Genomic DNA, 25,235 nt, shown 5'->3' with positions numbered 1-25,235 from the left:
CGTTAAGCCTTGGACAGTGCCTTCAGGGCGAACTTGATGCCGTCCGAGACGCTCGATCCGGCCGGCATGTTCTTGGTCGCCAGCAGCGCTTCCTTGTCGGAGTAGCCGAGCGCGGCCAGTGCATTGAGCACGTCGGCCTGGGCATCGTCGCGCGCGGCGCCCGCGGTCACGCCGATGTCGGCGCCGAGTTTGCCCTTCAGTTCCAGCAGCAGGCGTTCGGCGGTCTTCTTGCCGATGCCCGGCACTTTCACCAGGCGGCCGGTCTCCTGCAGCGTGACGGCCTGCGACAGCTCGGCCACGGTCATGCCGGACAGGATCGCCAGCGCCATGCGGGCGCCGATGCCGGTGATCTTGATCAGCTGGCGGAACAGCGCGCGTTCGGACGCGGTGCCGAAGCCGAACAGCAGATGGGCATCTTCGCGCACCACCAGGTGGGTGAACAGCACCACCTTTTCGCCGGTGTGCGGCAGGTTGTAGAACGTGCTCATCGGCACGTCGACTTCATAGCCGACGCCGTTGCAATCGACCAGCACTTGCGGCGGCGTTTTTTCGAGCAGGGTTCCGGAGAGGCGACCGATCATCGGGGTATTCCTTGGAATTGTTCTTTAAGAGACGAGACGGCTGTTCTTCATGCGCAGCGCCTGCATGTCGGGCGACAGCGTGCCCAGCAGCGCCAGCGTGTCCATGCCGTGGGCGTGGCAGATCGCCACGCCGAGCGCATCGGCGGCGTCGCTGCCTGGCAGGCCCGGCAGCTTGAGCAGGCGCGACACCATGTCCTGCACCTGCGGCTTGGCCGCCTTGCCGGTGCCGACCACGGCCTGCTTGACCTGCACCGCAGTGTACTCCGCCACGTCCAGGTCGGCGCCGACCAGCGCAGTGATCGCGGCGCCGCGCGCCTGGCCCAGCAGCAAGGTCGATTGCGGGTTCACGTTGACGAACACTTTTTCGATGGCCGCGCAGTGAGGGCGGTAGGTGGCGACGACTTCGCTAACGCCGTGCAGGATGATCTTCAGGCGCGGCGGCAGCGCGCCCTCGAGCCCGGTCTTGATGGTGCCCGAAGCGATGTAGCGCAATTTCGCGCCGTGTTTTTCAATGACGCCGAACCCCGTCGTGCGCAGGCCCGGGTCGATGCCGAGAATAATCATTATGGAATGTTACCCCGGCTGGGGGTGTTCGTGGGAAAAATACTGTGCAAAAACACAGGTGCGTGGTGGATTGATCCACATCCTGTTTGATGTTCGTAGGGTTGGCGGGTTTCCCGCCGACGCGTTCAACGATCGGTTGAATGCAAGCTCGGCATCCATTTCAACGCCGGTTGGACGCGTCGGCGGCGGAGCCGCCAACCCTACGTTACTGCCAACTGCTGATCAATGACGGAAGTGACGGGTACCGGTGTACAGCATCACCACGCCGCGCTCGTCGGCGGCATCGATCACTTCCTGGTCGCGCATCGAACCACCCGGGTGGATCACGCAGGTCGCGCCCGCATCGACCACGACATCGAGGCCGTCGCGGAACGGGAAGAACGCATCCGACGCCACCGCCGAACCGGCCAACGACAGACCGGCATTCTGCGCCTTGATCGAGGCGATACGGGCCGAGTCGATACGGCTCATCTGACCGGCGCCAACGCCCAGGGTCATGCCATTACCGCAGAACACGATCGCGTTCGACTTGACGTACTTGGCCACGCGCCAGGCGAACATCAGGTCTTGCAGTTGCTGCTGGGTCGGCTGCTTCTTGCTGACCACGCGCACGTCGGCCAGCTCGACATTCTTGGCGTCGGGCGACTGCACCAGCAGGCCGCCGCCGACGCGCTTGACGTCGTAGGCGTTCTGGCCATTGCCCAGCGCAATTTCGAGCAGGCGCACGTTCTGCTTGGCCGCCATGATCTGGCGCGCTTCTGCGGTGAACGACGGCGCGATCAGCACTTCGACGAACAGCTTGGCCAGCGCTTCAGCCGCCTTGCCGTCAACTTCGACGTTGAAGGCGATGATGCCGCCGAAGGCCGAGGTCGGGTCGGTCTGCAGCGCGCGCGAGTAGGCGTCCAGCGCATCGACGCCGATCGCCACGCCGCACGGGTTGGCGTGCTTGACGATCACGCAACCGGCCGCCTGGCCCAGGCCGCCCAGCGACTTGACGCATTCCCAGGCCGCGTCGGCATCGGCGATGTTGTTGTACGACAGTTCCTTGCCCTGCAGCTGGGTGTAGTTGGCCAGTGCGCCGTCGATGGTCACGATGTCGCGGTAGAAGGCGGCGCCCTGGTGCGGGTTCTCGCCGTAGCGCATGTCCTGCACTTTCTCGAAGCCCATGTTCAGGGTCTGCGGGAAGCTGGAACGGGTCGCGTGTGCGCGGTCTTCGCCCAGGCTGGTCAGGTAATTGGTGATGGCGCCGTCGTATTGCGCGGTGTGCGCGAACACTTTCTTGGCCAGGCGGAACTTGGTCTCGTAGCTGACCGGGCCGGTCGCTTCACCCGCGCCCTTCATCTCGGCCAGCACCACGCCGTAGTCGCTTGGATCGACGATCACCACCACGTCGCGGTGGTTCTTGGCTGCCGAACGCAGCATGGTCGGGCCGCCGATGTCGATGTTCTCGATCGCATCTTCCAGCGAGCATTCCTGCTTGGCGACGGTTTGCTGGAACGGGTACAGGTTGACCACGACCATGTCGATCTGCGGAATGCCGTGCTCTTCCAGTTTGGCGACGTGCTCGGGGAAATCGCGACGGGCCAGGATGCCGCCGTGCACTTTCGGGTGCAGGGTCTTGACGCGGCCGTCCAGCATTTCCGGGAAGCCGGTGTAGTCGGCGACTTCCGTCACCGGCACGCCGTTATCCTGCAGCAGCTTGGCGGTGCCGCCGGTGGACAGGATGTTCACGCCCAGCGCGCTCAGCGCACGCGCGAAATCGAGCACGCCGGTTTTATCGGAAACGGAAATCAGAGCTTGTTTGATCATGGTGTGGCCTATGGTTGGTAATTCGTGCGGCGGGAGTGCGGACCTGGATTGGCCACACGCCACGACGCGCGGCCACGACATGCCACGCTTAGAGCAGCCCGTGCTCCTGCAGTTTCTTGCGCAAAGTGTTCCGGTTGATGCCCAGCATCTGGGCCGCGTGCGACTGGTTGCCGTCGGCGCGCGACATCACGACCTCGAGGACCGGCTTTTCGACGGTCAGCACCATCATGTCGTAGATATTGGACGGCTTTTGCTCGCCCAGATCATTGAAATAGTCTTCGAGACTCTTTTGGACGACTTCCTGGATACTTTCTTTGCTCATGTCTTCTGCTGCTTCATCCTGGTGTTAATAAGTGCTCCGCTCTCGCGCAGCGCGTCCCCTTTTGTTCTTGTTCTGGTACTTGCTATGCCGCGATCGCGTCGAGGGCAGGATGCGCGGGGCGGTATTGTAACCGCTCGCCATGCTGCCGTTGCGATTCAAAAAAGGCATCGACGGCGGCCAGTTGCTCGGCGGTCGATTCCAGCAGGTTCATGCGCTGGCGGAATTCCTCCCCGCCCGGCAAGTCCTGCACATACCAGCCGATGTGCTTGCGCGCGCTGCGTACGCCGATGAAGTCGCCGTAGAACGCGTAGTGCGCTGGCAAGTGTTCGTTCATCAACGCGCGCACTTCTTCCACCAGCGGCGCCGGCAGGTGTTCGCCGGTGCGCAGGTAGTGGTCGATCTCGCGGCAGATCCACGGGCGGCCCTGGGCGGCGCGGCCGATCATGACCGCGTCGGCACCGGTGTAGTCGAGCACGAACTTCGCTTTTTCAGGCGTGGTGATGTCGCCGTTGGCGACCACCGGAATGCCCACCGCCGCTTTCACGGCGCGGATGGTGTCGTACTCGGCGTCGCCCTTGTAGCCGTCGGCGCGGGTGCGGCCGTGCAGGGTCAGCATCTGGATGCCGGCCTGCTCGGCCATGCGCGCGATGCGCAGCGCGTTCTTGTTCTGGCGATCCCAGCCGGTGCGGAACTTCAGCGTCACCGGCACGTCAACCGCCTCGACCACGGCGTGCAGGATGCGCTCGACCAGGTCTTCGTGCTGCAGCAGGGCCGAACCGCACCAGCTGTTGCAGACCTTCTTGACCGGGCAACCCATATTGATGTCGATGATCTGCGCGCCGCGCTCGACGTTGAACTTCGCGCAATCGGCCAAGTCTTTGGGATCGGCGCCGGCGATCTGCACCGCCTTCGGTTCCATTTCGCCTGCATGGTCGGTACGGCGCGAGGTCTTTTCGCTGGCCCACAGACGCGGGTTGGACGCCGCCATCTCGGACACCGCGTAGCCCGCACCGAGCTGCTTGCACAGCTGGCGGAACGGGCGGTCCGTCACCCCGGCCATGGGGGCGACGAAGACGTTATTTCGCAGATGATAAGGACCGATTTGCACAGAAGAAAATCACAAAAGTTTCTCGGGAACCTGCTATTTTACCCCAAGCGCTGCTCAAATTATCAGCACAATTTTTTTGATTGTTGCGCGTGCGATATTGGCAACGTGCTAAAAAAGGCGTTTGGGGGTATTGGATGCGCTCCGGTCGCAGGCAAAGGCATGCAGTGTATTTACGCCATGAAAATGGGGATGTAGGTCCCCAAGCCAAAGCCACTCACCCAAGTTCAGGCGAGCGGCAAACCACTCACGACAGATCGTCCAGCACTTTCTGCTGCAAGTGATCCACCTCACCCCAGCTCACCAGCTTCAACCTGCCCTCTTCCGCCACGAACCGGTTTACGCTCGCGTTATGTACCTTGAAATCGCGCGGCGTTTCCAGCGGCAAGCCCAGCGCCGCCCGATAAGCACATTCCAGCACCCCGCCATGCGCCACCAGCGCCAGCGTCTTGCCCGGATGCTGCCCCGCATGTCCCAGGATCGCCGTCATTGCCCGGCCAAAGAACTGACGGAAGGTTTCCCCGCAGTTCTCCCCTGGCGGCAATTCGGCATCCACATTGCGCGCCTGCCAGGCCGCGAACTGGAGCGGAAAGCGCGCCGCGATCTCGCTGTACAGCAGCCCTTCGAACCCACCATAGCAACGCTCGCGCAGCTTCGGATCGCGCTGCACGCTGCCGGCCGGCTCCCCACGCGCCAGCGCGATCGCCTCGGCCGTCTGGCGCGCCCGCCCCAGGTCGCTCGAAATGACCAGGTCGATCCTTTCGTCCGCCAGCGCCCGCCCCAGCGCCGCCGCCTGGCGCTCGCCTTCGGCATTGAGTGCGATATCCAGATGCCCCTGCAGCCGGCGTTCGGCGTTCCAGGCGGTTTCGCCGTGGCGGATCAGGAGGATGGTGGTGGCGCCCGGCGGCGCGTGTTCGACAGTCGACGACATGAGGTTCCAGTGCCCGAACCTCGGGGCATGATGGGTAACGTTGAAGCACGCTCGTCACCCCGGCTTCAGAAAGCCGGGACAAAGAGCGCAAGTGTAAAGCGGCGGACCTACTTCAGCTGATCGGCCGCGACTTCGGGATTGAGCGAATACACCCCGAAGATGCGCGCCTCGTCCAGGATATGCCCCTGGATCGCCATGCGCGCCTCCTGCCCGGTAAACCGGCCGTCGAGCGGCAGGCGCGGGATGTCGAGCGCGTACAGTGTGAAGATGTAAGTGTGCACCCGCTCATCGTTCCACGGCGGACACGGGCCGTCGTAGCCATAGAACTCGCCGGCCATATCGGGGTCTGCCGCGAACCAGCCGGTGTAGTCGTTGACGCCGTGGCGCAGCTGGTGCTCGGTGCCGTTCTTGATGGTGAACGGCACCAGCGGGCCCGGCTTGCCGTGCGGCGTGACCATGTCCGAGAACATGCCTTCGGCCAGCGACTTGAGGCAGACCGGAATGTCCACCAGGGTCCAGTGGAAGAAATCGACGCGCGGCAGCGAAGCCGGCACGCTGCGCCCTTCCTTGTTGACGTCGGTGCCCTCGGACGGCACGTCCGGATCGTGGCAGATCAGCACCAGCGACTGGGTGCCGGCCGGCACGTCGTCCCAGGCGATGTGGGGGTTGCGGTTGCTCGACAGCTTGACATGGGTGTCGGGATCGCTGACCGCAAACGCGTTGGCGGCGGGGATTTCCGCGCCGTCGGTGAATGACTCGCTCCAGATTCGCATGGTTCCTCCCTGGCTGGTAATTTTGACCGTGGCGGCCGGCGCGGGTTTCAGCGCGATGCCCCGACCGGATCAAACCGCAGCCAGAACGTCACCGGCCCGTCATTGATGAGAGACACCTGCATGTCGGCGCCGAATACGCCGGTCTGGACAATGCCATGCCGCTCGCATGCCTGGCGCACGAGATAGTCGAACAAGCGCCGCCCGTCTTCCGGCGCGGCGGCTGGCGAGAACGATGGCCGGGTGCCCGAGCGGGTATCGGCCGCCAAGGTAAACTGCGGCACCAGCAGCAGGCCGCCGGCGGTGTCGGTCACGCTGCGGTTCATCTTGCCGGCCTCGTCCGAGAACACCCGGTAGCCCAGCAGCTTGGTGAGCAATTGATCGGCTTCGCGCTCGGTGTCGCCCTTTTCGGCGCACACCAGCACCATCAGGCCGGGACCGATGGCGCCGACGGTCTCGCCGCCGACGCGCACCGCCGCTTCGCTCACGCGTTGCAGCAGGCCAATCATGCGGCCGGCGCCCCGGACAGAGTGACGCGCGCGAACTTGCGCTTGCCGACCTGCACCACGAAGTTGCCGGCCTCTACCTGCAGGCCCTTGTCGCTGACCACGGCGCCATCGATGCGCACGCCGCCCTGGTCGACCATGCGCATCGCTTCCGAGGTCGAAGCGCACAGGCCGGCCGCCTTCAGCAGTTGCGGCAAGCCGAGCGGCGCGCCCGACAGCGAAACTTCCGGCACGTCGTCCGGGATGCCGCCCTTGGAGCGGTTGACGAAGTCGGCCAGGGCGTCGTCGGCGGCCTGGGCCGAGTGGAAGCGGGTGACGATCTCTTTACCCAGCGCCACTTTGGCGTCACGCGGGTTGGCGCCGCCTTCGACCTCGGCCTTCAGCTTGGCCAATTCTTCGATCGAGCGGAACGACAGCAGGTCGAAGTACTTCCACATCATCGTGTCCGAGATGCTCATCAGCTTGGCGAACATGGTGTTCGGCGCCTCGGTGATGCCGATGTAGTTGTTTTTCGACTTGGACATCTTGTCGACGCCGTCCAGGCCTTCCAGCAGCGGCATGGTCAGGATGCACTGCGGTTCCTGGCCATAATCTTTCTGCAGCTCACGGCCGACCAGCAGATTAAATTTCTGGTCGGTACCGCCGAGTTCCAGATCCGACTGCAAAGCGACCGAATCATAGCCCTGCATCAAAGGATAAAGGAACTCATGCACCGCGATCGGAGTCCCACTCTTGTAGCGTTTGGTGAAGTCGTCGCGTTCCATCATGCGCGCCACGGTGTAGCGCGAGGCCAATTGAATCATGCCACGCGCGCCGAGCGGGTCGCACCATTCCGAGTTGTAACGGATTTCGGTACGGGCCGCGTCGAGCACCAGCGATGCCTGGCGGAAGTACGTCATCGCGTTTTCCTCGACCTGCTCTTTGGTCAGCGGTGGACGCGTGGCATTGCGGCCCGACGGGTCGCCAATCATCGAGGTGAAGTCGCCGATCAGGAAAATCACCTGATGGCCCAGGTCTTGCAGCTGGCGCAGCTTGTTCAGGACCACGGTGTGGCCAAGGTGCAAGTCAGGCGCGGTCGGGTCCAGGCCGAGCTTGATGCGCAGCGGCTTGCCGGTCTGTTCGGAGCGCGCCAGCTTTTGTGCGAACTCGCTTTCGATCAGGAGTTCGTCGGCGCCGCGCTTGGCGATGGCGAGCGCTTCGCGCACCTTGTCGCTGAGTGGCAAAGGAGCGGACGAGGTCGCCGGGGCGCCGTTACCGGTAGCTGCAGTAGAGGTCATAAATCTTGTAGGAAATTGGCTAAAACGGTTGTAGGACCACTTCTTTTGGTATAATTCACGATCCTGTTTTCGTTTCCTAGAGAAAACTTTACGAATCGATAAGAACATGGCCCTTGAAAGTTCAGCCGCAAATTTTAACTGATTGCATGAACCCTATACAGAAAATCACCCGTACCCGCCTGCTGCAGCTGGTGCCGAAGACCCGCAAGGCCCGCATGCTCGGCGCCGGGGCCGTCTTCCTCAGCATGTGCGCCTTTGGCGCGGTGGCGGTCGCTCCGATCGCCAACGATCCCTCCGACCTGCCCGTGCAATCGGTGGCGCAAGACCTGGAACTGCCTAACTTGGCCGACCAGATCGCCGCCCTGCAACAAAACGAGCAGCAATTTATCCACGAAGAACGTATCCGCCGCGGCGATTCGCTCGGCTCGATCTTCACCCGCCTCGGCATCGAGGACGCTCAAGCCCAGAAGTTCGTTCGTTCCGACAAGGTCGCACGCCGTCTGCTGTCGCTGCCGAACGGCAAGCGCATCCAGGCCGAGACCGACGAGAACGGCATGCTGCTGTCGATGAGCGCCACCGTCGTCGATGGCAAGAGCGGCAACGCGCGCACCATCACGGTCGAGCGCAAGGGCGAGAAGTTCGTCGCCCTCGACCAGCCGGCCAAGCTCGAGCGTCGCGTCGAAATGCGCTCGCGCGAGATCGCCTCGTCGCTGTACGCAGCGACCGACGACGCCAATATGGACGGCGGCACCATCCCTGATTCGGTGGTCGGCGAGATCATCGAGATGTTCTCGACCAGCATCGACTTCCGTTCGGACGTCAAGCGCGGCGACCGCTTCAACGTGGTGTACGAAACCTTCTGGCTGGACGGCGAACTGGTGAAAACCGGCCGCATCCTGGCCGGCGAATTCGTCAACCGCGGCACCAGCTACCAGTCGGTGTGGTACGAAGATCCGATCAGCAAGCAAGGCGGCTACTACAGCCTGGACGGCAAGGCGCTGAAAAAGGCCTTCCTCAAGTCGCCGCTGCAGTATTCGCGTATCTCGTCGGGCTTCTCGATGCGCACCCACCCGATCTCGGGCAAGTGGAAAGCGCACAAGGGCGTCGACTACGCGGCCGTCACCGGCACCCCGATCCGCGCCGTCGCCGACGCTACCGTCGACTTCGCCGGCAACGGCAATGGCTACGGCAACATGGTCGTGCTCAAGCACTGGTCGAACTACAGCAGCGCCTATGCCCACATGAGCCGCATTGCTCCGGGCATGAAAAAAGGCGCCAAGATCAGCCAGGGCCAGGTGATCGGCTATGTCGGCTCGACCGGCTGGTCGACCGGCGCCCACCTGCACTACGAATTCCGTGTTGCCGGTGTGGCCCAGGATCCGAACAAGTTCAAGTCGCTGGTCCAGCAACCGCTGAGCCAATCCGAACTGGCACGCTTCCGCATGGCAGCTGCCGAGATGAACCACCGCTTCTCGCTGCTGGCACCAAGCGGCAACGGCATGGCGGCACGCTGATCCGGGTTTAAAAATACGCAGTACCGACGCCCTCCGTCGCATGCAAATGCCGGAGGGCGTTTTGTTTTGGGCCCATCGCTAGCGCAACCACCATGAACGCCACCTCTTCCCTCTTCATCGGCCTGATGTCCGGTACCAGTCTCGACGGCGTCGACGGCGTGCTGGCCGATTTCTCCAACGGCGCGATCCAGACCCTGGCCGCCGCCTTCACCCCGTTCCCACCAGCATTGCGCGCCGAACTGATGGCCCTGCAATCGGCCAGTCCGAACGAACTCGAACGTGAAGCGCTGGCCGCCAACGCCTTGGCCCTGGTCTACGCCGACTGCGTGCGCGCCCTGCTGCCATCCAGCCCGGGCCCGGTCACGGCAGTCGCCGCCCACGGCCAGACCATCCGCCACCGCCCCGAACTGGGCTTCACCCGCCAGACCAACAACCCGGCCCTGCTGGCCGAACTGACCGGACTGGACGTGATCGCCGACTTCCGCAGCCGCGATGTCGCCGCCGGCGGCCAGGGTGCGCCGCTGGTGCCGGCCTTCCACCATGCCGCTTTCGGCACGCCAGGCGCGGCCCGGGTAGTGGTCAATATTGGCGGCATCGGCAACATCAGCGTGCTGCACGCGGACGGACGCGTGACCGGTTTCGATACCGGCCCGGGCAATGTTTTGATGGATCTGTGGATCGCGCGCCACCAGGATCGCGCCTATGACGAGGATGGCGCCTGGGGGGCGTCCGGCACGGTTGATGCGGCGCTGCTGGCCACGCTGCTCGACGAACCTTACTTCCGCCAACCGGCACCCAAGAGCACTGGCCGCGACCTGTTCCACGAACAGTGGCTGAATGACAAGCTGGCGCAGCACCCGGACCTGGCACCGGCCGATGTCCAGGCGACGCTGCTGCGCCTGACGGCAAGCACGATCGCGCAAGCCATCCAGGCCGAAGGCGTGACGCCGGACGCGGCCTACGTCTGCGGCGGCGGCGCCTACAACGGCGCCCTGCTGCGCGCCATCGGCGCCGAGCTGGGCGGCATCAAGGTGGAATCGACGGCGGCGCTGGGCGTAGCGCCGAACCGGGTCGAAGCACTCGCCTTCGCCTGGCTGGGCTGGCGCTGCGTGAATCGCGAGCCGGGCAACCTGCCTGCGGTCACCGGCGCACGCGGCCTGCGTGTACTGGGCGCGCTGTATCCCGCATAAAACAGCGCGGCCCGCACGGGCGGGCCGTCAGGATGCAACGCAGTCACCGCACGCTGCCAAAATGCAAACGGCCCGCTCGCAGCGGGCCGTCGACTACCCGGAACGATCCGGGCGGCGTGGCGTGAAACTTATGCCGAGAACGACGAACCGCAACCGCAGGTCGAGGTGGCGTTCGGATTCTTGATCACGAACTGCGCGCCTTCGAGGTCATCCTTGTAGTCGATTTCGGCGCCGACCAGGTACTGGTAGCTCATCGAATCGATCAACAGCTGGACGCCGTTCTTTTCCATCGTCGTGTCGTCGTCGTTGACGATTTCGTCGAAGGTGAAACCATACTGGAAGCCCGAGCAGCCGCCGCCTTGCACGAAGACGCGCAGTTTCAGATCGGGATTGCCTTCTTCCTCGATCAGCTGTGCAACTTTCTCTGCGGCGCTATCGGTGAAGTTGATTGGTACGGGAATAGTGTCGTGCTCAAGCACTTCTGCGACTGCGTTCATGGGAAAACTCCTGAAAGATCAAACACCGTCCATTATAGACGGTTGGGGAAAGTCATGCTGCCGACCCCTCGACTATGTCGGTCAGATGAAACACCGGCTCTTCATAAGCCTGCTGCGGCTCGTGCGTCAGCTTGCCGGTGACGAGGGCGCCGCCGTGCATTTCGAGCAGGCGGTAGTGTACATCCCCATGTATGCGGCCTTTCGGCTGTAATTCAAGGAGTTCCGACGAATAAACGGCCCCGGCAATGTAGCCATTGACCACCAGGTTGGCGCAGCGTACTTCGCCTTCGATCCGGGCATGTTCGGACACGATCAGCATGCTGTCGGCGCCATCCGCCGCGACCACGTTGCCATGCACTTCGCCGTCGATGCGCAGCCCGCCGCTGAAGCTCAGGTCGCCCTCGATGCGGGCCGAGATCCCGACCAGGCTGTCAATTTCGCTTTTAGCTTGTCGACCGAACATGGAACCACCTCTGCTGAGAAGAACGCGCCTCGGCGCACATTGACCGTTGAACTAGGATCAGTCCAACGATCAATTTACCCTGCTCAACAGTGCTCGCCTTGATCTGCGTCGCTTGACAAACCGGGGCTGCTTTTTACGGCAACAGCGCAATCTGCTTCAGGCCGGTCGACTCTTCCAGGCCGAACATCAGGTTCATGCACTGTACCGCCTGGCCCGAAGCGCCCTTGACCAGGTTGTCCTGCACCACCAGGATCACCACCATATCGCTGCCTTCCGGACGATGCAGCGCCAGGCGCAGCATGTTCGAGCCGCGGGTCGAACGGGTTTCCGGATGCGAGCCGAACGGCATCACGTCGACGAATTCGCTGTCCTTGTATTGCTCTTCGAACAGCGCCTGCAGCGCGGCGTTGTCGATCTCCTTCGTCAGGCGCGCGTACAGGGTCGCGTGCATGCCGCGGATCATCGGCACCAGGTGCGGGGTGAAGATCAGGCCGATCTTCTCGCCGGTGAAGCGGGCCAGCTGGGCCGAGGTTTCAGGGGTATGGCGGTGACCGTGCACGCCGTAGGCCTTGAAGTTGTCGCTCGATTCCGAGAACAGCGTGCCGATCTCGGCCTTGCGGCCGGCGCCGGAAACGCCCGACTTGCAGTCGGCGATCAGGCTGCCGGCGTCGATGATGCCGGCTTTCAGCAGCGGGTAGAAGCCCAGCTGCATGGTGGTCGGGTAGCAGCCCGGGTTGGCGACCAGGCGCGCGCCCTTGATATCGTCGCGGTTCAGTTCCGGCAAGCCATACACCGCTTCTTCGATCAGCTCGGGCGCGGTGTGCTCGATCTTGTACCATTTCTCGAACGTGGCGCGGTCCTTCAGGCGGAAGTCGGCCGCCAGGTCGATCACCTTGACGCCGGCCGCCAGCAGCTCGGGCGCCTGGGCCATCGCCACGCCGTGCGGGGTGGCGAAGAACACTACGTCGCACGATTTCAGGTCGGCCTTGTCCGGGCTCGAGAACGCCAGGTCGACGCGGCCGCGCAGCGACGGGAACATGTCGGCCACCGGCATGCCGTCTTCCTTGCGCGAAGTGATGGCAGTCAATTGCACATCAGGGTGAACGGCCAGCAGCCGCAGCAATTCCACGCCCGTGTATCCGGTTCCGCCTACGATGCCAACTTTGATCATGTCCATTCCTTCTAGAAAATTGGTTTCCTGCTGATGCGGCAGGAAGAAATCGCAATTTTAACAGCCTGACCAGATGGCCGCGCACCGGCCGTTGGCCGCGGCCGCCTGCCCCGCATCAGGCTGGCGCGTGCGACATGGTCTCGGGATAAAAGATGGCGCGCATGTCCAGCGTCGAATGCAGGCCCACCTGCTCGCCATGCGCCGCCAGCCAGTCGTCGGCGGCCTGGCGGCCGTGCGCGTGCAGCTGCTGCAGGAACGGCCACTCGTTGTTGAACTTGCTCGAGATGTCGAGGTTCTGCAGTTTGCCGTTGCCGGTGACCATGTGCAGGCGCAGCGCCGCCGCATGGGTCTGCTCGGCCTGCTCTTCGTCGAGCAGCATGCCGAAGTGCTGGATGGCACTGATCTCGCGCACGAAGCCGATATTGAAGGCGATCTCGCTGGCGCGGTTGGCGATGTCGGCCACGCTCAGCGGCAGGCGGTCGCGCGCGATCGGGTTGTTCTGGACGATCAGGATGTCGCCCGCCCCGCCGTCGCTGGCCAGCGGCGCCAGTGCGGGATTGCCGACGAAGCCGCCGTCCCAGTAGGTTTCCCCATCGACCTCGACGCCGGAAAACACTTGCGGCAGACAAGCCGAGGCCGCCAGGCGGCAGGCATCCATCTCGTCGCGCGTGAAGATCTTGCCCTTGCCGGTGCGCACATTGGTGGCGCTCACGAACAGGCGGATCTGTTCGCAGCTGCGCACCCGCTCGAAGTCGATCAGCGAGCCGAGCAGCGTGCACAGCGGATTGATGCTGACCTGGGTCATCGGCGGCGGCATGACCGCGCTCATCACCTGCAGCAGGTGATAGGCGGGCGACGCCTGCATCGAGCCCTGGCCGGCCAGGTAGTCGGCCGGGGTTCGGCGCATCGGGCTGAATAGGCTCATGGTGCCGAGCGTCTGCCAGAACCGGTGCAGGGCCTGGCGCGCACCCTCGCGTCCGCCACCCTGGGCAAAGCCGTCGAGCAGCACCGTGGCGTTGATGGCGCCGCCGCTGGCACCGGAAATGGCGCTGATGTCGAAGCGCTCGTCTTCCAGCAGCCGGTCCAGGACGCCCCAGCCGAAGGCGCCGTACGAACCGCCGCCTTGCAGGCCGAGACTGAGCTTTTTGGCAGGTGTATCCACTACAGATGTCCGGGGAAGTTGATTTGCTGCCGAGTCTACACTGCGGCCCCGGATGCCCACGTTACCTTTCCCACATACAAATACATAAAGCGCGGGACGAAAAAAAAACCGCCGGCACAAGGCCGGCGGTCTTTTCGAATTGCAGCACCAGGGCTGCAATATGCGAATTAACGCTTCGAGAACTGCTTCGCGCGACGTGCTTTACGCAGGCCGACTTTCTTACGCTCGACTTCACGTGCGTCACGGGTGACGAAGCCGGCACGTGCCAGATCGCCCTTCAGTGCTGCGTCGTAGTCGATCAGAGCGCGGGTGATGCCGTGACGGACGGCGCCAGCCTGGCCCGATTCGCCACCGCCGTGCACGTTGACCTTGATGTCGAAACGTTCGACGTTGCCGGTCAGTTCCAGCGGTTGACGGATCACCATCAGGCCGGTTTCACGCGAGAAGTATTCCGATGCCGGTTTACCGTTCACGATGATCTGGCCGGTGCCAGCTTTGATGAACACGCGAGCGACTGCACTCTTGCGACGGCCGGTGCCGTAGTTGTAGTTACCGATCATGTCAGTTCCTTAGAGGGTCAGTGCTTGTGGTTGCTGAGCAGCGTGCGGGTGGGTGCCTTCCGCGTACACTTTCAGCTTCTTGATCATGGCGTAGCCGAGTGGGCCCTTAGGCAGCATGCCTTTGACAGCCTTCTCGAGTGCGCGACCTGGGAAACGCTGTTGCATTTTCAGGAAGTTGGTTTCGTAGATACCGCCCGGGTAGCCCGAGTGACGGTAGTACGTTTTCGCGGTGGCCTTGGTGCCGGTCACGCGCAGTTTGCCCGCGTTGATCACGACGATGAAGTCGCCGGTGTCGACGTGCGGGGTGAATTCCGGCTTGTGCTTGCCGCGCAGTCGGAGTGCCACTTCGCTGGCAACACGTCCGAGGACCAGGTCCGTCGCGTCGATGACAAACCAGTCGCGCTGGACTTCGTGGCCCTTAGCGGAAAAAGTTTTCATGTTTAATCCAAAAGTAAAAATTGCTCAAATGGTGGTTCCGCATACGGAATGCAGCGGACTCGGCCTTATTGTCTTTTCCTGAGCAAACGGAAAGCCGACGATCATAACCGAACAACGACTCCCGCGTCAATCCGCACGTGGATGCTGTCGCTTTTCTTGCGCGCCGTTTCTGATGCGCACTACCCAAGATGAATTCCTTGATGCGGCCTTGAAACAATCGGTTGACCGCGGAAACTTCGCGAACATACTATCGTCGCAACTCCAGGGAGATGTTGTGAAGAAATCCAAGATGTTGTTCATCGCGCTGGCGTGGCTGACGGCGGGCCTCGCGCATGGCGCCGCGCAACCGGCCCCGACCGCTACCAAACAGGAGCGCAGCTGCCACCTGCCCGGTGCCACCGAGGCCCTGCGCTGCGTCAGCCTGACCGTCCCGCTCGACTACGCCAGGCCGGCCGCCGGCAGCCTCAAGCTGCACGTGGCCGTGGCCCCGGCCTTCCGCCAGGGCACCCGCAACGATCCGCTGTTCGTGCTGGCAGGCGGCCCCGGCCAGGCCGGCAGCGACGTCCTGATGCTGCTCCCGGCCGCGCTCGACAAGGTGCGCGCCACGCGCGACATCGTCTTCATCGACCAGCGCGGCACCGGCCTTTCCGGCAAGCTCAGCTGCGAAAGCAAGCCCGAGCACGAACTGATGGGCGAAGAACAGCTCGAAGAAGAATTGCGCGCCTGCATCCGCGCCAGCAAGGCGCCATTCGCCGCCTACACCACCGCCGCCGCCGCGCGCGACCTGGAGCAGGTGCGGGGTGCGCTCGGCTACGGCAAGGTGAACGTCTGGGGCGGTTCCTACGGCACCCGCCTGGCGCAAGCCTATGCGCGCGCCTATCCGGCCAGCGTGCGCACCCTGGTGCTCGATGGCGTGGCCGCGCCCGAGCAGGTGATTCCGGCCGGCGGGCGCGACGGCCAGGCCGCGCTCGACGGCCTGTTCGCCCAGTGCGCGCGCGACGCCGCCTGCAACAAGGCCTTCCCGCAGCTGCGCGCCGAGTTCGACGCGCTGGTGACGAAACTCGAGGGCGGCGGCATCAGGCTGTCGCTGCCCGATCCGCGCACCGCGCAGCAGGTCGACTTCAGCCTGACCCTGCCGCGCTTTCTCGGCACCGTGCACAACATCCTGTATTCGCCGGCCGATGCGCGCCGCCTGCCCTTTTTGATCCACAGCGCCAGCCGCGGCCGCTGGCAGCCGTTCATCGCGCGCCAGAACCTGGCTGGCGACTTCGGCGGCGACGCCAGCATGGCGATGCTGCTGCATTTCGCCGTGGTGTGCGCCGAGGACGTGCCGCGCATGACGCCGGAATTGCTTAAGTCGGACGACGCCGTGCTCACCCGCCCGCTGGCCGAGAAGATTCCGGCACTGTGCAAGACCGTCAACGTGCCGCCGGTGCCGTTCGCCGCGCCGTCCCGGATCGAAGCCCCGGCCCTGCTGCTGTCCGGCGCGCTGGATCCGGTGACGCCGCCGCACCGCGCCGCCAGCGCGGCGCGCCACATGGCGCGCGCCCAGCAGGTGGTGGTGGCCAATGCCGGCCATGGCGTGTCGCAATTGGGCTGCGCGCCGCGCCTGCTGCGCGAGTTCCTCGACCGCCCGGAGCAGAAGCTCGACAGCGCCTGCCTGAACGACATTCCGGCGCCCACCTTCCAGCTCGGCGCCGCCGGGCCGCAACCCTGAATTCATTGAATCTACGTTCGGACCATCCATGATCGAAGTCCATGATGTACGCAAGCAGTTCGGCGCCGTGCAGGCGCTGGGCGGCGTTTCCTTCACCGCGCGCGACGGCCAGATCACCGCGCTGCTCGGCCCCAACGGCGCCGGCAAGACCACCCTGCTGCGCACCCTGGTGGGTCTGCTCAGGCGCGACCACGGCAGCATCTCGGTCGGCGGCGTCGATCCGGAGAAAGATCCGATGGCGGTACGCCGCAACATCGGCTTCCTGACCGACCAGTTCGGCCTCTACGAGCGCCTCAGCACGCGCGAATACCTCGAGTACTTCGGTGAACTCAATGGCATGGAGCGCACTGCGCTGCGCGCGCGCATCGGCGAAGTGTCCGAGCTGCTCGGCATGGACGAGATCATGGAGCGCCGCACCAAGGGCTTCTCGCAGGGCCAGCGCATCAAGGTGGCGCTGGCGCGTACCCTGCTGCATCGCCCGCGCCACCTGCTGCTCGATGAACCGAGCCGCGGCCTGGACGTGATGAGCACGCGCGCCCTGCGCACCGCGCTCAATGCGCTGCGCGAGGACGGCTGCTGCGTGATCATGGCCACCCACGTGATGCAGGAAGTGACGGCGCTGTGCGAAGACGTGATCGTGATCGCCAAGGGCCATACCGTGGCCCAGGGCTCGCCCCAGGAACTGTGCCGCCGCACCGGCATCGCCAGCCTGGAAGACGCATTCGTGAGCCTGGTCGGCACCGAGGAAGGCATCGCATGAGATCGAAGATCTGGATCGTATTCTGGAAAGAGCTGCGCGAGACCCTGCGCGAAAAGCGCACCCTGAGCCTGCTGCTCCTGTTCACGCTGATGTACCCGGCGATCATCGGCTACGTGATGCACCAGATGATCGACAAGAACACCCGCACCGAACGCGAAGGCGTGGAGCTGGCCATCATCGGCGGCGCCCAGGCCCCGACCCTGGTGTCGCAGCTGCGCCAGAAGAACGTCACCGTCAGCGAAGTGGCGCCGATGGACGAGGAGGCGATCGGCGCCCTGCTGCACGCGCGCAAGACCGCGGCGGTGCTGCGACTGTCCGAGGATTTCATCGAAAACTACGGCGCCATGCGCCCGGCCAGCATCGAATTCTGGTTCGATTCGGCCGCCGAGAGCGGGCCGCAGCGGCGCCAGATCGAAGAGGTGCTGCAGGCCTACAGCGCCAACATCGCCAGCGCGCGCCTGCTGGCGCACGGGGTGTCGCCGGCCGCGCTGTCGCCGATCCAGGTGCAGCGCTACGACACCGGCACCAATGCCTCGCGCTCGGCGATGGTCATCGGCGGCATCATCGGCATCCTGTTCTTCCCGGCCTTCATGCTGACCATGTCGGCCGCGGTCGACAGCACCGCCGGCGAGCGCGAACGCCGTTCGCTCGAAGTGCTGATGGCGCAGCCGATCCGCACCTGGGAGCTGGTATGCGGCAAATGGCTGGCCGCCAGCGTGCCGTCGGTGGTCGGCGTGACGCTCGAACTGCTGCTGGCGCACGCGATCCTGGCCTGGCTGCCGCTGGAAGAAATCGGCATGTCGTGGAGCCTGGGCTGGAGCGAGATGCTGCTGGTGTGCCTGGTGACGGCGCCGCTGTCGCTGCTCTCGGGCGCGCTGTACCTGGCACTGGCGATGAACGCCAAGTCGTTCAAGGAAGCCCAGACCACGCTCAGCTTCGTGATGATCGTGCCCTTGATCCCGGGCTTCGCGGTATCGGCGCTGGAACTCAAGTCGGCAAGCTGGATGTACCTGGTGCCGACGCTGTCGAACCAGACCCTGCTCAAGGAACTGGCCAAGAGCAGCGAGCTGGGGGCATTGCCGTTCGTGCTGACCTTCCTGAGCGCCTTGATCCCGGCGCTGCTGGTGGTGGCGTTTGCCAGCTGGCGCATGAAGAGCGAGCGCTACGTGCTGGCGGTGTGATGGGGCCGGCACGGCGCCGGCGCCTGCCGTACAATCGAGCGCGAACGTTCAATGTGGAGAATTGCAATGGAAGTGAAAGTCAGCTGGAACGGCCCGTCGGGCATGAGTTTCCGGGCCGAGACCGGCAGCGGTCACATGGTGACGATGGATGGCGCGCCCGAAGGCGGCGGCCATAACCTGGCGCCGCGTCCGATGGAGATGGTGCTGGTGGGGACCGGCGGCTGCACGGCCTACGATGTGGTCTTGATCCTGAAACGCGGGCGCGAGGATGTGCGCGGCTGCGAGGTGACGCTGCAGGCCGAGCGCGCGGATACCGATCCCAAGGTGTTCACCAGGATTAACTTCCACTTCGTGGTCACGGGACGCAACCTGAAGCCGGCGGCGGTGGAGCGCGCGGTCACGCTGTCGCATGACAAGTACTGCTCGGCGTCGATCATGCTGGCGCAGATGGCCGAGATCACGCATTCGGTGGAGATCGTCGAAGTCTGATGCCGGCTGGACGCGTGGGCGGAAAACCGGTCCACGCGTGCAACCGATTGCGCTCACTTACACCCGATACGCCGTCGTCGTCATCACCTTCGCCATCGCCCGCATCGCCACCTTCACCGGCAGCGGCATCTCGGCCGCCCCCATTGCCTGCGCCGCTTCGGCATGCTCGATCTCGTCGATCCGCATCTGGTCCACGATCGCACGCGACTTGGCGTCCTGCGGCGGCAGCAGCTCCAGGTGGCTGTCCAGGTGCGCCTCGACCTGGCGCTCGGTTTCGACCACGAAGCCCAGGCTGACCTTGTCCCCCAGCTTGGCCGCCACGCTGCCCATCACGTAGGCGCCGGCATACCACAGCGGGTTCAATACGCTCGGCTGCGAACCGAGTTCGGACAGGCGCTGGGCGCACCAGGCCAGGTGGTCTTCTTCCTCGCGTCCGGCCTGCTCGAACTGGGCGCGCAGGGTCGGGGTGCTGGCGAAGCTGCCCTGGGCGTCGTACAGCGCCTGGGCGCAGACCTCGCCCACGTGATTGATCCGCATCAGGCCCGCGGCGTGGCGCCGTTCGGTGTCGCTCAAGTCGCTGTCGACCGCCATCGCGCCCGGGTTCGGGCGCGACATCGCGGCCACCCCGCCCACCACGCGCAAGGCCTTGTCGAAGCCGACGATCAAATGGTCCAGGGGGCTGGTGAAACGGTGTGCAATCATGGGGTTCTCGCTTTGTAATCGCCGAAAACCACCATTATAGGCCTTGGCCCGGCGACGGGGAGCCGGGCTCGGGCGAGCTTGCCGGGTCGGCCGGCGCCGCGCCCGCCCCCTGTCCCTTGCTGCGCGCGATCCAGTCGGCCACCGGTCCTTCGGGCTCCAGGCCCGAGATGTTCTTGGCCACGCCCAGGTTCAGCTCCAGCAGGAACGGGATCGAGGCCGGCGGCACGTCCGGGAACTGGCGCCCGAACGCGTCCATGAAGCGGCCGCACTCCACCGTCGGTATCACCTTGGCGCCGCTCATGAACTGCAGCACGCTGGTGATGGTGTGGCCCGGCCCCAGCGTGTGATAGATGAAGCGGTTGTAGGCGCGGTCGACCTGCTTGAAGTCGATCGCTTCCTCGGTCATCAGGTTGGCCAGGTATACCAGCCCCAGCGCGACGCGGAACCAGTCGGTCGATTCGGTGCGCGAACGCCCTTCGCGCATCAGCAGCAGCAGCTTGTCTTGGGTGGCGGGGTTCATGCGGTAATTATCCACATTTCATCGATCCACGCCTGCGCGCTTGAAGAAAATTACGCAAAGAAAGCCACGGCGCATCCTGGCACCCGGATAATGCAGTCTGGGACGCGGTTTGGCCCGTGTGTCGCAGGGGGCCCAACCCGGCTGTGACTTTTTTATAGAATGCAAGTGTGTAGAAGTGCGCAAAGAAAAAAGCGAGAAAAGCGCGGCGCTCCGCCATGACAGGAGCGCCGCACCCTGCCAGGAGCCGTCATGCAATTAAAGATCCGTCATTTGTCCAAGACCTACGCCAACGGCGTGGTCGCGCTGGACCGCGTCACGCTCAACATCCCGCCCGGGATGTTCGGCCTGCTCGGTCCGAACGGCGCGGGCAAATCGACCCTGATGCGGATCCTGGCCACGCTGCAGGAATGCGATTCCGGCTCGGTGTTCCTGGACGATATCGACGTGCTCGACGAAAAGGACGCGGTGCGGCGCCTGCTCGGCTACCTGCCGCAGGACTTCGGCGTCTATCCCAAGGTAAGCGCGCTCGAACTGCTCGACCACTTCGCCCAGCTCAAGGGCCTGTCGCACAAGGGCCGCCGGCGCGAGGTGGTGGACGGCCTGCTGCAGCAGACCAATCTGTGGGAAGTGCGCGAGCAGCGCCTCGGCACTTTTTCGAGCGGCATGCGCCAGCGCTTCGGCATCGCCCAGGCCCTGCTGGGCGACCCGCGCCTGATCATCGTCGACGAACCCACCGCGGGGCTCGACCCGCAGGAACGGGTGCGCTTCCACAACCTGCTGTCCGATATCGGCGAAGACCGCACCGTGCTGCTCTCGACCCACATCGTGTCCGACGTGGCCGACCTGTGCGCCAATATGGCCATCATCAACAAGGGCCAGGTGCTGCTGTGCGGCGAGCCGCAGGAACTGATCTACGAAATCGAGGACTTCATCTGGGCCCGTTTCGTGACCAAGGCCGAACTCCCGGCCTACCAGACGCGCCACACGGTGATCTCGACCCGCCTGCTCAGCGGCCGCACCCTGATCCACGTGTACGCCGAAGACGATCCGGGCGACGGCTTCGAGCCGGCCCGCGCCAGCCTGGAAGACGTGTACTTCGCCACCATCGCCGGCCGCCACCACGCCACCGCGGGGACCTGCTGACCGTGCGCGCCCTGCTTGTCATCGCCCGCTTCGAGGCGGCGCAGCGCCTGCGCCTGCTCTCGACCTGGATTTACTTCAGCGTATTCCTGGCGCTGGCGATGCTGTGGATCGCGGCTGCCGGCGGCGCCCTGCGCGACCTGTCGGTGACTTTCGGCGGGCAAGTCCTGATCAACGCGCCGCGCCAGGTCGCCCTCACCTGCGCGGTACTCGGTTCGCTGGGCTCGATCGTGGTGGCGGCGGTGATGGGGCGCGCGGTGCAGCAGGACTTCGAGCACGAGATGCACCACTTCTTCTTCAGCGCGCCGATCCGCAAGACCGACTACGTGTTCGGGCGCTTCCTGGGCGCCTTTGCCACGCTGGCGCTGGTGTTCACCAGCATCGTGATCGGCAGCTGGCTGGGCGCCTTCGTGCCCGGCGTCGCGCCCGAGCGGGTCGGCGCCGCCAGCCTGGCCACCTACCTGCAACCCTATCTGTACACGCTGCTGCCCAACCTGTTCATCTTCGGCGCCATCTTCTTCGTGCTGGCGGCGCTGACGCGGCGCATGCTGCCGGTGTACGTGGCGGCGGTGGTCATGACCATCGGCTACATCGTCGCGCCCTCGCTGGCGCGCGACCTCGATTTCAAGACCTTCGCCGCGCTGATCGACCCGTTCGGCACCACCGCCCTGATCCGCCTGACCGAATACTGGCCGCTGGCCGAACGCAACCTGCGTCCGGTCGGCCTGGAAGGCGTGTACCTGCTCAACCGCCTGCTGTGGGGCGGCTTCGCGCTGCTGGCGCTGCTGCTCGGCTACTGGCGCTTCCACTTCATCGGCGCCCAGGACGCGCGCGCCCGCGTGCGCACGCCGGCCGAAACGCCGGCAACCCTGTCGCAGGCCGCGCGCGATACCCAGGCGGCGCCCGATTTCGCCGCGCGCAGCCTGCTGCTGCTGGCGCTGCGCTCGGCCTGGGGCGAGCTGCGCGGCCTGCTCGGCAACGTGTATTTTGCCGCGCTGGCGGTCGGCGTGGTGCTGGCGCTGGGCGCCAGCGCGCTCGACATGGGCGTCGGCGACGGCGTGGCTTCGTACCCGCTCACCTACCTGATGCTGGAACTGATCCGCGGCGTGCTGGCGCCGTTCATGCTGGCTGCCACGGTATTGTTCGCGGGCGAACTGGCCTGGCGCGAGCGCGAGACCCGCATCGCTCAGATGGTCGATGCGCTGCCGGTGGCAGGCTGGCTGCCGCTGGCGTCCAAGACCCTGGCCCTGGCCGGCCTGCAGGCCTGCCTGCTGCTGCTGGCGATGGTCACCGCCATGCTGATCCAGATGTTCAAGGGCTGGTTCGGACTCGAACCCGGCCTGTACCTGCACGCGCTGTTCACGCTGGTGCTGCCGCAGTACGTGCTGGTGGCGGTGCTGGCGCTGGCGGTGCACGCCGTCGTCAACCACAAGTACGTGGCAAACTTCCTGCTGGTCGGCTGGCTGCTGGCGATGGTGGCGCTGTCGGGAACGAGCTTCGACCACCCGCTGCTGCGCTATGCCTTCACGCCGCGCTTCGGCTATTCCGGGCTGGACGGCTTCGGCCACTACCTGCTGCGCGAGCGCCTGTTCCTGCTGTACTGGAGCGGCGCCGCCTTGATGCTGCTGGCGGCCGCGCGCGTGCTGTGGCCGCGCGGGGTCGATACCCGCTGGCGCGAGCGCCTGCGCCTGGCGCGCCTGAACCTGTCGCGGGCGGTGCTGGCGACCTTCGGTGTGGGATTGGTGATCGCAGCCGGCGGCGGCGCCTTCCTGGCGTGGGAACTGGCGGCCGGCGGCTTCCTGACCACGCGCGAATCGGAAGCGCTGCGCGCGGACTACGAGCAGCGCTACGCCCGTTTCGCCGCCCTGGCGCAGCCGCGCATCGTCGACGTCGACCTGAATGTAGCGCTGCGTCCGGAAGCGCGCGCCATGACGGTGCAAGGGACCTACCAGCTCGAGAACCGCGGCGCGCAGCCGGTCGCCGACCTGGTGCTGTACCAGCAGCGCGGCGCCGCTTTCACGCCGCGCTTCGCCGCCCCGCACGCCGCCAGCCTGGTGCTGGCCGATCCCGAACGCGGCTTCTATCACTACCGCCTGGCCACGCCGCTCGTGCCCGGCGCGCGCATGGCCTTCGCATTCGAAGTCGGCTACGCACCGCGCGGCCTGCTCGGCATCGGCAGCCAGACCCCGGTGCTGGGCAACGGCACCCTGTTCACCAATGCGGTGCTGCCGCGCATCGGCTACCAGCCCTCGGTCGAGCTGAGCGACGAGCGTGACCGCCGCCGCTTCGGCCTGGGCGCGCGCTCTGCCAACGCAGTCGCCAGGACGGCAACCAAGCCAGCTTTTACCGAGCCCGACTGGACCGGCTTCCACGCCGTGGTCAGCACCAGCCCGGACCAGATCTCGATCGCGCCCGGCACGCTGGAACGCGAATGGGTCGAGGGCGGGCGCCGCCACTTCGAATACCGCATGGACCGCCCGCTGCCGAACGCCTACGCCGTCCAGTCGGGGCGCTACGAGGTGCGCCACGACCGCTGGCAGGACGTCTCGATCGACGTGTTCCACGACCAGGACCACGCGGCCAACGTCGAGCGCATGATCCGCGGCGCCCAGGCCGGCCTGGAATACGGTGCGCGCAACTTCGGGCGCTATCCGCTGCGCGAGCTGCGCATCGCCGAATTCGCGCGCGCCACGCGCAGCGCCCAGACCTATCCGGGCATGATTCCGTTGTCGGAAAGCGGCGCCTTCATCGCCCGCATCGACGACGCTTCGGCCAGGGACATCGACTACCCGTTCTACGCCAGCGCACGCGACACCGCGCGCCAGTGGTGGGGCCTGCAGCTGGCGCCGGCCGGCATGCCCGGCGGCGCCGTGCTGTCGGACGGCCTGGCCGAGTACACCACGCTGATGGTGATGCGGCGCAGCTTCGGCGCCGAGCGCATGCGGCGCTTCCTGCGCCACGACCTGGACGCCTACCTGACGGGCCGCGTCCAGGAGCAGCGTCGCGAACTGCCGCTGGCGCACAGCCAGAACCAGCCCTACGTCACCACCCGCAAGGGCGGCCTGGCGCTGTACCTGCTGGCCGACCTGCTGGGCGAAGCACGCGTCAACACCGTGCTGCGCGGCCTGCTCGAACGGCATGCCTACCGCGGCGCGCCCGATCTCGGCGCCGGCGCCGGCGACCTGGTGGCCGCGCTGCGTCAGATCGCGCCGTCCGACAAGGCCTATCTGATCGACGACCTGTTCGAGTCGATCGTGCTGTACGAGAACCGCGCCGACAGCGCCAGCGCGCGCCGCCGCGCCGACGGCCGCTACGACGTGACGATCCATGCCCACGCCGCCAAGGTGCGCATCACCGACAGCGGCGACGAACAGCCGCTGGTGCTGCGCGACTACGTCGAATTCGGCGTCGACGATGCCGACGGCCACCCGCTGGCGCGCGAGCGGCGCCTGGTGGCGCAGGCGGGACAAACGGTGACGCTGGTGGTGGACGCATTGCCGGCGCGCGCCGGCATCGACCCCGACAATAAGCTGATCGATAGAAAACCCACGGACAATATGGTCGCGGTCGACAACCCGTAAATCTCGCGCTATGATCGGATCAAAATGATTGGGGGGAGACCATGTCGAATGCAGTCGCTGAAATTACCGAAAAGATCAAGACACTGAGCGTGTCTGAAAAGAACGAATTGCTGCGCCTGCTGCTGCAGGACGTCGACGGCGCCGACCAGGATGCCGACGAGGCATGGCAGAACGAGGTGGTACGGCGCGTCAAGGCGATCCACAACGGCGAAGCGGCAATCGTCGCGCTGAAGGAGTGGCAGGACTGAGTTGCAACCTGGGCAAGCGTGCTGGATGCGCTTGCCG

At 65.2% G+C, this 25,235-nt stretch carries 26 protein-coding genes; 9 read left to right on the top strand and 17 right to left on the bottom strand.

Features of this window, described 5'->3' with window-relative positions:
* Positions 1–2: 2 nt before the first annotated feature.
* The 9 genes from ruvA to tyrS form a co-directional block, all read right to left on the bottom strand.
* Positions 3–581, bottom strand: coding sequence for a Holliday junction branch migration protein RuvA (ruvA, locus tag RTQ83_RS12350; RefSeq protein ID WP_312514790.1), 579 nt, complete (start codon positions 579–581; stop codon positions 3–5).
* 24 nt (positions 582–605) lie between these two features.
* On the bottom strand, positions 606–1,145 hold the full coding sequence (gene ruvC, locus RTQ83_RS12345) for a crossover junction endodeoxyribonuclease RuvC (protein ID WP_312514788.1): 540 nt from the start codon (positions 1,143–1,145) through the stop codon (positions 606–608).
* Positions 1,146–1,367: 222 nt separating this feature from the next.
* The gene (gene purH, locus RTQ83_RS12340; protein ID WP_312514786.1) at positions 1,368–2,954 is read right to left on the bottom strand and encodes a bifunctional phosphoribosylaminoimidazolecarboxamide formyltransferase/IMP cyclohydrolase; all 1,587 of its coding nucleotides are present in this window, start codon (positions 2,952–2,954) and stop codon (positions 1,368–1,370) included.
* 88 nt (positions 2,955–3,042) lie between these two features.
* Positions 3,043–3,276: a helix-turn-helix domain-containing protein gene (locus tag RTQ83_RS12335; RefSeq protein WP_290418202.1), complete on the bottom strand. Its 234-nt coding sequence runs from the start codon at positions 3,274–3,276 to the stop codon at positions 3,043–3,045.
* A gap of 82 nt (positions 3,277–3,358) precedes the next feature.
* Entirely contained in the window at positions 3,359–4,384 is a 1,026-nt protein-coding gene (gene dusB, locus RTQ83_RS12330; RefSeq protein ID WP_312514783.1) for a tRNA dihydrouridine synthase DusB, read from the bottom strand.
* 244 nt (positions 4,385–4,628) lie between these two features.
* Positions 4,629–5,312, bottom strand: a complete 684-nt coding sequence (locus tag RTQ83_RS12325) for a histidine phosphatase family protein (protein WP_312514781.1) — start codon at positions 5,310–5,312, stop codon at positions 4,629–4,631.
* Positions 5,313–5,419: 107 nt separating this feature from the next.
* Complete coding sequence (locus tag RTQ83_RS12320) at positions 5,420–6,085, bottom strand: YbhB/YbcL family Raf kinase inhibitor-like protein (RefSeq protein ID WP_312514779.1); 666 nt, start codon at positions 6,083–6,085, stop codon at positions 5,420–5,422.
* A 47-nt stretch (positions 6,086–6,132) separates the two neighbouring features.
* Positions 6,133–6,591 carry a D-aminoacyl-tRNA deacylase gene (gene dtd / locus RTQ83_RS12315; RefSeq protein WP_312514777.1) on the bottom strand — a complete coding sequence of 153 codons (459 nt, stop codon included), beginning with the start codon at positions 6,589–6,591 and terminating at the stop codon, positions 6,133–6,135.
* Positions 6,588–7,865: a tyrosine--tRNA ligase gene (gene tyrS / locus RTQ83_RS12310; protein ID WP_312514775.1), complete on the bottom strand. Its 1,278-nt coding sequence runs from the start codon at positions 7,863–7,865 to the stop codon at positions 6,588–6,590. The genes dtd and tyrS overlap by 4 nt, the downstream gene beginning before the upstream one ends.
* 146 nt (positions 7,866–8,011) lie before the next feature.
* Between tyrS and RTQ83_RS12305 the strand changes: the two genes are divergently transcribed.
* Entirely contained in the window at positions 8,012–9,379 is a 1,368-nt protein-coding gene (locus tag RTQ83_RS12305; protein ID WP_312514773.1) for a M23 family metallopeptidase, read from the top strand.
* A 92-nt stretch (positions 9,380–9,471) separates the two neighbouring features.
* On the top strand, positions 9,472–10,569 hold the full coding sequence (locus RTQ83_RS12300; RefSeq protein ID WP_312514771.1) for an anhydro-N-acetylmuramic acid kinase: 1,098 nt from the start codon (positions 9,472–9,474) through the stop codon (positions 10,567–10,569).
* Positions 10,570–10,697: 128 nt separating this feature from the next.
* On the opposite strand, the gene erpA is transcribed toward RTQ83_RS12300, so the two are convergent.
* The 6 genes from erpA to rplM all read right to left on the bottom strand — a co-directional run bounded on the left by erpA (position 10,698) and on the right by rplM (position 14,860).
* Complete coding sequence (erpA, locus tag RTQ83_RS12295) at positions 10,698–11,066, bottom strand: iron-sulfur cluster insertion protein ErpA (RefSeq protein WP_290418194.1); 369 nt, start codon at positions 11,064–11,066, stop codon at positions 10,698–10,700.
* A gap of 52 nt (positions 11,067–11,118) precedes the next feature.
* Positions 11,119–11,529: a polymer-forming cytoskeletal protein gene (locus RTQ83_RS12290; protein ID WP_312514769.1), complete on the bottom strand. Its 411-nt coding sequence runs from the start codon at positions 11,527–11,529 to the stop codon at positions 11,119–11,121.
* 133 nt (positions 11,530–11,662) lie between these two features.
* Positions 11,663–12,700, bottom strand: coding sequence for an N-acetyl-gamma-glutamyl-phosphate reductase (gene argC / locus RTQ83_RS12285; RefSeq protein WP_312514767.1), 1,038 nt, complete (start codon positions 12,698–12,700; stop codon positions 11,663–11,665).
* A gap of 115 nt (positions 12,701–12,815) precedes the next feature.
* Entirely contained in the window at positions 12,816–13,862 is a 1,047-nt protein-coding gene (locus RTQ83_RS12280) for a patatin-like phospholipase family protein (protein ID WP_312514765.1), read from the bottom strand.
* 167 nt (positions 13,863–14,029) lie between these two features.
* Positions 14,030–14,422, bottom strand: coding sequence for a 30S ribosomal protein S9 (gene rpsI, locus RTQ83_RS12275; protein WP_123069985.1), 393 nt, complete (start codon positions 14,420–14,422; stop codon positions 14,030–14,032).
* A 9-nt stretch (positions 14,423–14,431) separates the two neighbouring features.
* The gene (rplM, locus tag RTQ83_RS12270; protein ID WP_005667902.1) at positions 14,432–14,860 is read right to left on the bottom strand and encodes a 50S ribosomal protein L13; all 429 of its coding nucleotides are present in this window, start codon (positions 14,858–14,860) and stop codon (positions 14,432–14,434) included.
* Between the two features lie 274 nt (positions 14,861–15,134).
* Here rplM and RTQ83_RS12265 point away from each other — a divergent pair, with 274 nt between their 5' ends.
* From RTQ83_RS12265 to RTQ83_RS12250, 4 genes are all read left to right on the top strand, one after another.
* Positions 15,135–16,577 carry an alpha/beta fold hydrolase gene (locus RTQ83_RS12265; protein ID WP_312514762.1) on the top strand — a complete coding sequence of 481 codons (1,443 nt, stop codon included), beginning with the start codon at positions 15,135–15,137 and terminating at the stop codon, positions 16,575–16,577.
* A gap of 28 nt (positions 16,578–16,605) precedes the next feature.
* Complete coding sequence (locus RTQ83_RS12260) at positions 16,606–17,337, top strand: ATP-binding cassette domain-containing protein (RefSeq protein ID WP_312514760.1); 732 nt, start codon at positions 16,606–16,608, stop codon at positions 17,335–17,337.
* On the top strand, positions 17,334–18,518 hold the full coding sequence (locus RTQ83_RS12255; RefSeq protein WP_312514758.1) for an ABC transporter permease: 1,185 nt from the start codon (positions 17,334–17,336) through the stop codon (positions 18,516–18,518). Before RTQ83_RS12260 ends, RTQ83_RS12255 begins: the two co-directional genes overlap by 4 nt.
* Before the next feature lie 66 nt (positions 18,519–18,584).
* Positions 18,585–19,007, top strand: a complete 423-nt coding sequence (locus RTQ83_RS12250; protein WP_312514756.1) for an OsmC family protein — start codon at positions 18,585–18,587, stop codon at positions 19,005–19,007.
* Positions 19,008–19,064: 57 nt separating this feature from the next.
* Here the strand turns inward: RTQ83_RS12250 and coq7 are convergent, their stop codons facing one another.
* Both coq7 and RTQ83_RS12240 read right to left on the bottom strand, forming a co-directional pair.
* A complete protein-coding gene (gene coq7 / locus RTQ83_RS12245) occupies positions 19,065–19,709 on the bottom strand; it encodes a 2-polyprenyl-3-methyl-6-methoxy-1,4-benzoquinone monooxygenase (RefSeq protein WP_312514754.1) in 645 nt (214 codons plus the stop codon).
* A gap of 34 nt (positions 19,710–19,743) precedes the next feature.
* Positions 19,744–20,229, bottom strand: a complete 486-nt coding sequence (locus RTQ83_RS12240; RefSeq protein ID WP_312514752.1) for a hypothetical protein — start codon at positions 20,227–20,229, stop codon at positions 19,744–19,746.
* 249 nt (positions 20,230–20,478) lie between these two features.
* Between RTQ83_RS12240 and RTQ83_RS12235 the strand changes: the two genes are divergently transcribed.
* Genes RTQ83_RS12235 through RTQ83_RS12225 form a run of 3 tightly spaced genes read left to right on the top strand, consistent with a single transcriptional unit; the run spans position 20,479 to position 25,198 of the window.
* Positions 20,479–21,372, top strand: coding sequence for an ABC transporter ATP-binding protein (locus RTQ83_RS12235; RefSeq protein WP_312514750.1), 894 nt, complete (start codon positions 20,479–20,481; stop codon positions 21,370–21,372).
* Between the two features lie 2 nt (positions 21,373–21,374).
* A complete protein-coding gene (locus tag RTQ83_RS12230; protein WP_312514748.1) occupies positions 21,375–24,950 on the top strand; it encodes a hypothetical protein in 3,576 nt (1,191 codons plus the stop codon).
* 41 nt (positions 24,951–24,991) lie between these two features.
* Positions 24,992–25,198 (top strand): addiction module protein, encoded by a 207-nt coding sequence (locus RTQ83_RS12225; protein ID WP_312514746.1) that lies wholly within the window; start codon positions 24,992–24,994, stop codon positions 25,196–25,198.
* Positions 25,199–25,235: the final 37 nt, after the last annotated feature.

Origin of the sequence: Massilia sp. (assembly GCF_031995545.1) — a bacterium.
GTDB lineage: Bacteria > Pseudomonadota > Gammaproteobacteria > Burkholderiales > Burkholderiaceae_D > Telluria.
This window is presented reverse-complemented; position numbering and strand designations above follow the sequence as displayed.

Excerpts from the sequence above, each read along its gene's own strand:
- ruvA (WP_312514790.1), bottom strand. The coding sequence starts at position 581 with ATGATCGGTCGCCTCTCCGGAACCCTGCTCGAAAAAACGCCGCCGCAA.
- ruvC (WP_312514788.1), bottom strand. The coding sequence starts at position 1,145 with ATGATTATTCTCGGCATCGACCCGGGCCTGCGCACGACGGGGTTCGGC.
- purH (WP_312514786.1), bottom strand. The coding sequence starts at position 2,954 with ATGATCAAACAAGCTCTGATTTCCGTTTCCGATAAAACCGGCGTGCTC.
- RTQ83_RS12335 (WP_290418202.1), bottom strand. The coding sequence starts at position 3,276 with ATGAGCAAAGAAAGTATCCAGGAAGTCGTCCAAAAGAGTCTCGAAGAC.
- RTQ83_RS12325 (WP_312514781.1), bottom strand. The coding sequence starts at position 5,312 with ATGTCGTCGACTGTCGAACACGCGCCGCCGGGCGCCACCACCATCCTC.
- RTQ83_RS12320 (WP_312514779.1), bottom strand. The coding sequence starts at position 6,085 with ATGCGAATCTGGAGCGAGTCATTCACCGACGGCGCGGAAATCCCCGCC.
- dtd (WP_312514777.1), bottom strand. The coding sequence starts at position 6,591 with ATGATTGGCCTGCTGCAACGCGTGAGCGAAGCGGCGGTGCGCGTCGGC.
- tyrS (WP_312514775.1), bottom strand. The coding sequence starts at position 7,865 with ATGACCTCTACTGCAGCTACCGGTAACGGCGCCCCGGCGACCTCGTCC.
- RTQ83_RS12305 (WP_312514773.1), top strand. The coding sequence starts at position 8,012 with ATGAACCCTATACAGAAAATCACCCGTACCCGCCTGCTGCAGCTGGTG.
- RTQ83_RS12300 (WP_312514771.1), top strand. The coding sequence starts at position 9,472 with ATGAACGCCACCTCTTCCCTCTTCATCGGCCTGATGTCCGGTACCAGT.
- erpA (WP_290418194.1), bottom strand. The coding sequence starts at position 11,066 with ATGAACGCAGTCGCAGAAGTGCTTGAGCACGACACTATTCCCGTACCA.
- RTQ83_RS12290 (WP_312514769.1), bottom strand. The coding sequence starts at position 11,529 with ATGTTCGGTCGACAAGCTAAAAGCGAAATTGACAGCCTGGTCGGGATC.
- argC (WP_312514767.1), bottom strand. The coding sequence starts at position 12,700 with ATGATCAAAGTTGGCATCGTAGGCGGAACCGGATACACGGGCGTGGAA.
- rpsI (WP_123069985.1), bottom strand. The coding sequence starts at position 14,422 with ATGATCGGTAACTACAACTACGGCACCGGCCGTCGCAAGAGTGCAGTC.
- rplM (WP_005667902.1), bottom strand. The coding sequence starts at position 14,860 with ATGAAAACTTTTTCCGCTAAGGGCCACGAAGTCCAGCGCGACTGGTTT.
- RTQ83_RS12260 (WP_312514760.1), top strand. The coding sequence starts at position 16,606 with ATGATCGAAGTCCATGATGTACGCAAGCAGTTCGGCGCCGTGCAGGCG.
- RTQ83_RS12255 (WP_312514758.1), top strand. The coding sequence starts at position 17,334 with ATGAGATCGAAGATCTGGATCGTATTCTGGAAAGAGCTGCGCGAGACC.
- RTQ83_RS12250 (WP_312514756.1), top strand. The coding sequence starts at position 18,585 with ATGGAAGTGAAAGTCAGCTGGAACGGCCCGTCGGGCATGAGTTTCCGG.
- coq7 (WP_312514754.1), bottom strand. The coding sequence starts at position 19,709 with ATGATTGCACACCGTTTCACCAGCCCCCTGGACCATTTGATCGTCGGC.
- RTQ83_RS12240 (WP_312514752.1), bottom strand. The coding sequence starts at position 20,229 with ATGAACCCCGCCACCCAAGACAAGCTGCTGCTGCTGATGCGCGAAGGG.
- RTQ83_RS12235 (WP_312514750.1), top strand. The coding sequence starts at position 20,479 with ATGCAATTAAAGATCCGTCATTTGTCCAAGACCTACGCCAACGGCGTG.
- RTQ83_RS12225 (WP_312514746.1), top strand. The coding sequence starts at position 24,992 with ATGTCGAATGCAGTCGCTGAAATTACCGAAAAGATCAAGACACTGAGC.